8 protein-coding genes are annotated in these 8,317 nt (G+C 45.2%); 3 read left to right on the top strand and 5 right to left on the bottom strand.

Annotated elements, in window-relative coordinates; genetic code table 11:
• Positions 1–142 precede the first annotated feature (142 nt).
• Positions 143–1,378, bottom strand: coding sequence for a hypothetical protein (locus tag ABDW16_RS20350; protein WP_343672282.1), 1,236 nt, complete (start codon positions 1,376–1,378; stop codon positions 143–145).
• 273 nt (positions 1,379–1,651) lie between these two features.
• Between ABDW16_RS20350 and ABDW16_RS20345 the strand changes: the two genes are divergently transcribed.
• Genes ABDW16_RS20345 through ABDW16_RS20335 form a run of 3 tightly spaced genes read left to right on the top strand, consistent with a single transcriptional unit; the run spans position 1,652 to position 4,021 of the window.
• Positions 1,652–2,389, top strand: a complete 738-nt coding sequence (locus ABDW16_RS20345; protein WP_343672280.1) for a glycosyltransferase family 2 protein — start codon at positions 1,652–1,654, stop codon at positions 2,387–2,389.
• 4 nt (positions 2,390–2,393) lie between these two features.
• The gene (locus ABDW16_RS20340) at positions 2,394–3,188 is read left to right on the top strand and encodes a class I SAM-dependent methyltransferase (protein WP_343672279.1); all 795 of its coding nucleotides are present in this window, start codon (positions 2,394–2,396) and stop codon (positions 3,186–3,188) included.
• Positions 3,189–3,247: 59 nt separating this feature from the next.
• On the top strand, positions 3,248–4,021 hold the full coding sequence (locus ABDW16_RS20335) for a dienelactone hydrolase family protein (protein WP_343672278.1): 774 nt from the start codon (positions 3,248–3,250) through the stop codon (positions 4,019–4,021).
• A 63-nt stretch (positions 4,022–4,084) separates the two neighbouring features.
• Here the strand turns inward: ABDW16_RS20335 and hemL are convergent, their stop codons facing one another.
• The 4 genes from hemL to hemE are packed head-to-tail and all read right to left on the bottom strand — an operon-like array spanning position 4,085 to position 8,315.
• Entirely contained in the window at positions 4,085–5,371 is a 1,287-nt protein-coding gene (gene hemL, locus ABDW16_RS20330; protein ID WP_343672276.1) for a glutamate-1-semialdehyde 2,1-aminomutase, read from the bottom strand.
• A gap of 14 nt (positions 5,372–5,385) precedes the next feature.
• Positions 5,386–6,354 carry a porphobilinogen synthase gene (gene hemB / locus ABDW16_RS20325; protein ID WP_343672275.1) on the bottom strand — a complete coding sequence of 323 codons (969 nt, stop codon included), beginning with the start codon at positions 6,352–6,354 and terminating at the stop codon, positions 5,386–5,388.
• 27 nt (positions 6,355–6,381) lie between these two features.
• On the bottom strand, positions 6,382–7,290 hold the full coding sequence (hemF, locus tag ABDW16_RS20320) for an oxygen-dependent coproporphyrinogen oxidase (protein ID WP_343672273.1): 909 nt from the start codon (positions 7,288–7,290) through the stop codon (positions 6,382–6,384).
• Positions 7,290–8,315 (bottom strand): uroporphyrinogen decarboxylase, encoded by a 1,026-nt coding sequence (gene hemE, locus ABDW16_RS20315; protein WP_343672272.1) that lies wholly within the window; start codon positions 8,313–8,315, stop codon positions 7,290–7,292. Before hemE ends, hemF begins: the two co-directional genes overlap by 1 nt.
• Positions 8,316–8,317 lie beyond the last annotated feature (2 nt).

The following is an 8,317-nucleotide window of genomic DNA, read 5'->3' as shown; positions in this document are numbered from 1 at the left end:
TGCGGTAGGTGTCTACTGCCACGATATATTCTAGTTGAACTGTAGTCATACACAAAAGTAACTGGATTCTCGTTAATAAAAACTCCCCGGAAATTATTGCTAATAATTCCCGGGGAGCGTGCAGCATCATGAAATGCTTATTTTAGAATATTCTGTATCGGTATTTGATCTTATCCGTATTGTTGTAAAGCTCCTTGATATTGATAGAAGCCTGGATTTCTTTCACTGCTTCATCCTTCAGGTTACGGAACTCAGACTGCTTGGCGTCAATAGTAGCTTTATCTGCCAGACCGTTATCCTGTGCAATCTTCAGCGCATTTGCTACTTTACCATAGTAAGAATCCAACAGTGTAAAGTATTCATTGTACAGGTTCTCAAAGCGTTTTGTCTGCAATACCAGGTCTTCCAGCTGGTTGTTCACCTCTTTCAGATTTGGATTTTCACGCAGCAGTGCTTCGTAATCGATCTTCTTACCTTTGGTATACTTAGTCTCCAGGTCGTCAAAGAACAACACTACTTTCTCTTTCTTAAAGTCAAAGAAGAAGTCATTCAGTGTTTCACCCAGCGACTTGTTACCACGCTGTGGCAGGTTAAATTTCAGTGCACTGGCGGTAAACATGATGTGATCATACAGGTTGTCGTGCAGCAGATTGAGCTGATCTTTGTTGAAGTTCAGCCCATATTCAAATTTATTGTTCGCATCGTTCAGCGCTGTATAATACACTACATATTTGTTCAGTTCTTTTTCAAACTCTTTCAGTGTCTGCTGATTGATTTCCTTGTTGTTGATGCTCACACTGTGCAGAAAGTTCATCACAGAGTTAGCAATCGCCAAAGGAGGAGTCAGCGAGGTAAAGCTCTGGAAGATAGGAGAAGCGATGATAGACTTGGTCGATTCTACAATCTTGGTGCTCTTTTCATCGTTCTTGTCTTTCTTACCTTTCAGTACTACTTTTTCTACCAGTTCTACAATACGGTCACTCAGAGAGAACCCCAGTTCTTTACTTTCAGGGTTGTTCAGTGAAGTGATGAATACATCGAGATTGTTGGTAGTGGTACGTGACTTGAGGTCAATAATTTTCTTGTTCAGCAGGTAATAAGTTTCGCTGGCATATACAATGTTGTTCCTGATCAGCTGGTACTTGGTAATGTTATCAATTTCCCGGCCCTGAAGTAACCCCTGTATAGCATTTGAATTAGCCTGATCACTATCCTGGATCTTTTGTAATTCTTCCATTATTCTGCGAATGGTAGTGTCCTGGCTCCTAACTTGTGGCATTACCACATTCTTTAACTCAGCGTTGGGATCCGTAGGTTGTTGTGCCATGGCCATTTTAGCGCCGGCAAGACAGATCAATAATAGTGTCAGATATCTCATAGAATTAAAATGCATGATATTGGCCTGATTTGATTTGCAAATTGTTCACTGTCAGGTACAATCTCCTCCTAAGGTTAAATCAATAACCAGCAGTTGAGACCTGTAAGTGAATTAGCATGCTATTAGTTAGCATATTTGGAACTATATCAACCTAAATGTTAAGAAAATATGGTGCCAAAATAGAATTTGGCACAAAGATAACAATTTATACTAAGTTGAAATTGTCAGTCTTTCAAGTACTTTCTTACCTTTGCGAGCAAATTATCCACTTTCATGCTGAATAATAAAAAGATAGTGGTGGTATTGCCTGCCTACAACGCTGCGTTAACACTGGAAAAGACTTACCACGAAATACCATTTGATATAGTGGATGACGTGGTGCTGGTTGATGACGCCAGTAAAGACGAGACCGTTGCTGTTGGAAAACGGCTGGGCATCCGACATATCATTCGTCATGACAACAACAAGGGTTATGGCGGGAACCAGAAATCCTGCTACAACAAAGCTCTGGAATTAGGGGCAGATATTGTAATCATGTTACACCCTGATTACCAGTATACTCCCAAGCTGATTGTCGCTATGAGTTCCATCATTGCAAATGATGTATATCCTGTAGTGCTCGGCTCAAGAATATTGGGAAAAGGGGCTTTAAAAGGTGGAATGCCAGGTTATAAGTACTTCTTTAACCGCTGTCTGACCCTGTTCCAGAACCTGCTCATGAACGAAAAACTGAGTGAATACCACACCGGTTACCGTGCATTTTCAGCGGTTGTACTCAGGGATATCAATTATATGGCTGACAATGACGATTTTATCTTTGATAATGAGATGTTGTCCCAGATCTTTATGAAAGGATATGAGATAGGGGAGGTAACCTGTCCTACCAAGTATTTTGAAGAGGCATCCAGTATCAACTTTAAAAGAAGCAGTATATACGGATTAGGGGTTTTGCGTGTATCATTGCAACACCGCCTGCATAAAATGGGCCTGATCCGGGCGAAAATTTATTAATCTGATGAATGTACAGTGGCAACTTGCTAAAAAATACCTGAATTACTACTTCACAGCCGGTAACCGGCATGATGTGCACTCTCCGTTTGTGTACACACTGATCGAAGAGGTACTGCGGGATAAAAGCCAACCTGCGGATTATAAAGCAGTGGAACAACTGCGGAAAGAGCTGTTGAAAAGTAATGAAACCCTGCAGGTAACCGACCTGGGTGCAGGCTCCTTGATGAATGCCGGCACTGAGCGGGCAGTAAGGGATATTACCCGGCATGCTGCCAAACCGCCTAAGTTCGGGCAGTTATTTTACAGACTCATAAAGTACTACAAACCCAGGTATTTGCTGGAACTGGGTACTTCTATGGGGCTCTCTACTTCTTATATGGCCAGGGCGGCAGCGCCGGACGCGAAAGTCTACACCATAGAAGGTTGTCCGAATATTGCAGCCAGGGCCGGGAAGAATTTTCAGTTACTGGGTTTGCAGAACATCACCCAGCGGATTGGGAATTTTGACCATGTGCTGGCAGGTGTGCTGGATGAGTTGCCACAGCTGGATTATGTATACATTGATGGTAACCACCGCTCTGTACCCACACTGGAATACTTTGAACAGTGCCTGGCCAAAGCGCATGACCATTCCATTTTTATATTTGATGATATTCACTGGACGGAGGACATGGAGAAAGCATGGAAAACGATCCAGGATCATCCGCGGGTTACATGCACGATCGATTTATTCTTTATCGGGTTGGTGTTTTTCCTGCCGGAAATGAAGATAAAACAACATTTTGTGTTGAAATATTAAGGGAAAGGGGATCATTCGATCCCCTTTTTTATTATTTTGGGTGTATAACGCTTAATTCCATGATGAAAATAGGTTGTACCCTGCTGCTATGTTTAATAGCAGTTTTTGCCAAAGCGCAAACCCCCGATTACAGCACATACAGTTACGAAGAATACATTCACCACGGTGATACCCTTCGTTACCGCATGCTCACACCTTTGCACTACGATATCCACAAAAAATATCCGCTTATCATATTCCTGCATGGATCAGGAGAACGTGGCCGTGACAATGCCGCACAACTCACACATGGCGGTGCCCTTTTTCTAAAAGATACTATCCGGGATAAATATCCTGCATTCGTCATCTTCCCGCAGTTGCCAAACGATTCTACCTGGGGACCGCTCGAACGTACAGATTCAGGTCGTATTTTCCCTGCAGATGCACCACCCACGGTACCTGGCAGACTGGTAGGAGAGCTGGTAGACAGCCTGAATAAAACAGGTAAAATTGATACGAAAAAGGTCTATATCGGTGGATTATCGCTGGGAGGTATGGGTACATTCGACCTGCTGGCACGCTATCCCCAAAAATGGGCAGCTGGCTTTCCGATCTGTGGTGCAGGCAACGTGGAAAACGCAAAGAAATTCAAAGCCATCCCGGTCTGGATATTCCATGGTGGTGCTGACCCGGTTGTACCTGTAGCAGGTTCAAGGGCATACTACGACGCATTGAAAAAACTGAAAGCGGAAGTGAAATATTCCGAATATCCGGGTGTAGGGCACAATAGCTGGGACAATGCATTTGCCGAACCGGATTTAGTACCGTGGTTACTCTCGCACAAGCGTAAATAAAAAAATAAACGCCCCGACTTGACCGGGGCGTTTTTCCACTCTGCACAGGATTTGAATTGTTAACTATTTCAGGGACGCGATTGCAGCTTTTGCAGCAGCAATTGTTTCGTCCAGGTCTTCGATTGTCAAAGCATTACTTAGGAACCAGCTTTCGAATGCAGAAGGAGGCAGGTAAATACCTTTTTCCAGCATAGCATGGAAGAAGCGCCTGAATAATTCGTTGTTTGCGCCGGAGGCTGCATCAAAATCAATAATTGGATATTCTGCGAAATGCACACTCAGCATTGAACCAATGCTATTTACCTGATGAACGATGCCAGCCGCATTAAATACTGATTGTAAACCACCTGAGAGGTATGCTGTTTTTTCTGCCAGTTGCCGGTAAATGTCAGGATTGTCGTTTAACGTCTGCAACAGTGTATAACCAGCTATCATGGCTATAGGATTGCCGCTCAATGTTCCAGCCTGGTAGACTTTACCAGCTGGTGCTACATTTTCCATGATTTCCTTACGTCCGGCGAAGGCACCTACAGGCATCCCTGCGCCAATTATCTTGCCAAAGGTAACCAAATCTGCTTTAATATTGAACAGTTCCTGTGCACCTCCTCTGGCCAAACGGAAACCCGTCATTACCTCGTCGAAGATGAGCAGTATATTATGTTCATCGCAGATGTAACGAAGGCCATCCAAAAAACCTTGCTGGGGGAGGATACAGCCCATGTTGCCCGCCACCGGTTCTACGATGATAGCTGCTATCTGATCAGGATATTCCTTCACCAGATTTTCCACAGCCGGTAAATTATTGTAAGGAACGGTCAACGTATCTTCTGCAACAGTTTGCGTAACGCCCGGCACAGATTGTATACCCAAAGTGGCCACTCCGCTGCCCGCATTCACAAGAAATGCATCGGCATGACCATGGTAGTTACCAGTGAATTTGATGAACTTATTGCGGCCGGTAAAACCCCTTGCCACACGCATAGCCGACATACAGGCTTCTGTACCTGAATTCACCATACGCACCATCTCAATATTCGGTACCATGCTCACGATCAGCTCCGCAATCTTAGTTTCCAGTTCTGTCGGCGCACCGAAAGAAGTAGAATAGCCTGCATATTCCTGGATGGCTTTTACTACTGGTTCATAGGCATGACCCAGGATCATAGGTCCCCAGGAATTGATATAATCAATATACCTGTGGCCATCTACATCGTAGAGGTAAGCCCCCTTGGCGCTCTTCATGAAAACGGGGGTACCGCCTACACTTTTGAATGCGCGTACAGGAGAGTTTACACCACCGGGAATGACATTTTTAGCTTGGTCGAAAAGTTTCTTGCTTTGCTCGTACATGGTAGTTAAGCTGTTTATTGTAATAATTTAGCTGCGTCTTTCGCAAAATAGGTAGCTATCAGGCTGGCTCCCGCACGCTTTATGCTGGTCAGTGTTTCCAGTATGGTTTTGTTTTCATCCAGCCATCCTTTTTGTGCAGCTGCTTTGATCATGGCGTACTCTCCACTTACATGGTAAGCACTGATGGGTACATGTACATGATCTTTCAGTATCCGGATGATGTCCAGGTAAGCCAGTGCTGGTTTTACCATTACAATATCCGCGCCCTGTTCTATATCCTGCATGGTTTCCAGGATGGCTTCGGTGGAGTTCGCATAATCCATCTGGTAGGTTTTCTTATCCCCAAAACCGGGTGCAGAATCCAGTGCATCGCGGAACGGACCATAGAAACAGGAAGCATATTTGGCACTATAGGCCATGATACCTGTTTTAGTAAAATTATTTGCTTCCAGTATATTGCGGATTGCCAGGATACGGCCATCCATCATATCGCTGGGTGCTACAAAGTCAGCACCAGCCTGTGCATGGCTCAGGCTCATGCGGGTCAGTACTTCTACAGTAGCATCGTTTACGATCTGTTCATTCTCTACGATGCCATCATGGCCGTAAATGGAATAAGGATCCAATGCTACATCCGTCATCACTACAATACCGGGTACAGCCTCCTTGATGGCTTTGATACTACGCTGCATCAATCCATCGGGGTTTACCGCTTCTGTACCTTTATTATCTTTCAGGTTGTCAGGAACCATTACGAACAGCAATACACTCTTAATACCCAGGCTCCACAGTTCTTTTACCTCAGTCACGATCAGATCCAGTGAATACCGGAAATATCCCGGCATGGAAATGATTTCTTCTTTTACGTTTTTCCCCTCTACAATGAATAAGGGGGCAATGAAATCGCTCGGCCTTAAAATCGTTTCCGCAACCATAGCACGTATGGCGGGCGTAGCTCTCAAAATTCTGTTACGGCGAATCATAATATCTCTGTTTTTGTAGTTAGCAATTTAAGCCCATTCACGGGGTTGCAGGTATTCCACCAATTTGGCTTCAGCACTACCTGGTTCCGGGTGATAATCGTACTCCCAGCGGGCCCTGGGTGGTAAGCTCATTAAGATAGATTCAATTCTGCCATTGGTTTTGAGGCCGAATAAGGTGCCCCTGTCATGGATCAGGTTGAATTCTACATAGCGACCTCTCCTGTATTCCTGCCAGTCTTTATGGGCAGTGGTGTAAGGTAAGTCTTTTGTCTTTTCCACGATTGGCAGATAAGCTGGCAGAAAGGCTTCGCCGGTAGCTTTGGAGAAGCGGTATAAATCTTCAGCTGTTCTGCTGGCATCAGGGCGGAGGTAGTCGTAAAAGATACCGCCTATGCCACGCGTTTCATTGTTACGATGCTTGTTTACAAAGTATTCATCGCATTGTTTTTTATAGAGCGGATACAATGCTGTACCAAAAGGATCGCAGGCATTTTTGAAAGTGCGATGAAAGTGTTTTCCATCTTCTTCATCCAGGTAATAGGGGGTAAGATCAGCACCACCGCCAAACCAGCTATCCTTTATATTACCCTGCGCATCGTATAGCTCAAAGTAGCGCCAGTTGGCATGTACAGTAGGTACATAAGGATTGAGCGGGTGGATCACGAGCGAGATACCACAGGCCATAAACTGGCCTTCGGTCACCCCAAACTGTTTCGCCATTACTTCAGGCAATTGCCCTTCTACCACAGAGGTGTTTACACCCCCTTTCTCAAACACATTGCCATCTGCAATCACGCGGGTTTTACCACCACCGCCACCGGGGCGTTCCCAGCGATCTTCGCGGAAGGTGGCTTTCCCATCAATCTTTTCCAATGCTGCACAGATATCATCCTGCAGCTGGTGTATAAAAGGAATGAATTTTTCTTTAACGCTCATTAGTACGCTTTTACAGTCTCAACAAATGCTTTTGCGTGGTCTACAGGAACGTTTGGCAGAATGCCATGTCCCAGGTTGGCGATGTGCCGGTGGCCACCAAAGCTTTTCAGCATGTTTTTCACTGCTTTTTCGATTTCCGGGATCGGCGCCAGTAATTTGGCAGGATCAAAATTACCCTGCAAAGTTACGTTTGGACCTGCAAATTGTCTTGCAAGTTCCGGTTTGATACACCAGTCTATACCGAGGCCATGGGCGCCGGTTGCAGCCATTTCTTCCAGTGCGAACCAGGCTCCTTTTGCAAAGAGAATGGTAGGGCACACATCTTTCAGGGCAGCTACGATCTGTCGCATGTATTGGAGAGAGAAAGTTTCGAAATCTTCAGGGCTCAGCATTCCACCCCATGAATCAAAGATCTGAACGAGGTCAGCACCGGCTTTTACCTGTTCTTTCAGATAGATGATAGTGGTGTCTGTGATCATTTGCAGCAGCTGATGCGCTACAGCTGGTTGCTGATAGCAGAATTGCTTGGCACCATCGAATGTTTTGGAGCCACGGCCCTGTACCATATAGCACAGCAGGGTCCATGGTGCACCTGCAAAACCGATCAGCGGCACAGCACCGTTCAGTGCCTGTTTGGTCATGCGCAGGGCATCGAATACATAACCGAGTTTATCATTTACATCAGGAACGCATACTCTTTTCATATCGTCCAGGGTTCTGATCGGATCCGGTAAAATAGGGCCGGTTTTTTCGATCAGTTGTACTTCGAGGCCCATGGCCTGTGGAACAACGAGGATGTCGGAAAAGATAATGGCAGCATCCACACCTACCTGGTGTACGGGCATTACAGTGATTTCTGTAGCCAGTTCAGGTTTCATACAGCGTTCAAAGAAGGAATATTTTTCCCGCAGCTTGATATAGTCAGGGAGATAACGGCCTGCCTGGCGCATCATCCATACGGGTGTACGTTCCGTTTTTTCTCCGCGTAAAGCTCTCAGCAAAAGGTCATTCTTTAATGCACTCATTA

It is taken from the genome of Chitinophaga sp., assembly GCF_039596135.1.
Classification (GTDB): Bacteria; Bacteroidota; Bacteroidia; order Chitinophagales; family Chitinophagaceae; genus Chitinophaga.
The sequence above is the reverse complement of the archived record's forward strand: the minus strand, read 5'-3'. Positions and strand labels throughout refer to the sequence as shown.

Excerpts from the sequence above, each read along its gene's own strand:
- ABDW16_RS20345 (WP_343672280.1), top strand. The coding sequence starts at position 1,652 with ATGCTGAATAATAAAAAGATAGTGGTGGTATTGCCTGCCTACAACGCT.
- ABDW16_RS20335 (WP_343672278.1), top strand. The coding sequence starts at position 3,248 with ATGATGAAAATAGGTTGTACCCTGCTGCTATGTTTAATAGCAGTTTTT.
- ABDW16_RS20350 (WP_343672282.1), bottom strand. The coding sequence starts at position 1,378 with ATGAGATATCTGACACTATTATTGATCTGTCTTGCCGGCGCTAAAATG.
- hemL (WP_343672276.1), bottom strand. The coding sequence starts at position 5,371 with ATGTACGAGCAAAGCAAGAAACTTTTCGACCAAGCTAAAAATGTCATT.
- ABDW16_RS20340 (WP_343672279.1), top strand. The coding sequence starts at position 2,394 with ATGAATGTACAGTGGCAACTTGCTAAAAAATACCTGAATTACTACTTC.
- hemB (WP_343672275.1), bottom strand. The coding sequence starts at position 6,354 with ATGATTCGCCGTAACAGAATTTTGAGAGCTACGCCCGCCATACGTGCT.
- hemE (WP_343672272.1), bottom strand. The coding sequence starts at position 8,315 with ATGAGTGCATTAAAGAATGACCTTTTGCTGAGAGCTTTACGCGGAGAA.
- hemF (WP_343672273.1), bottom strand. The coding sequence starts at position 7,290 with ATGAGCGTTAAAGAAAAATTCATTCCTTTTATACACCAGCTGCAGGAT.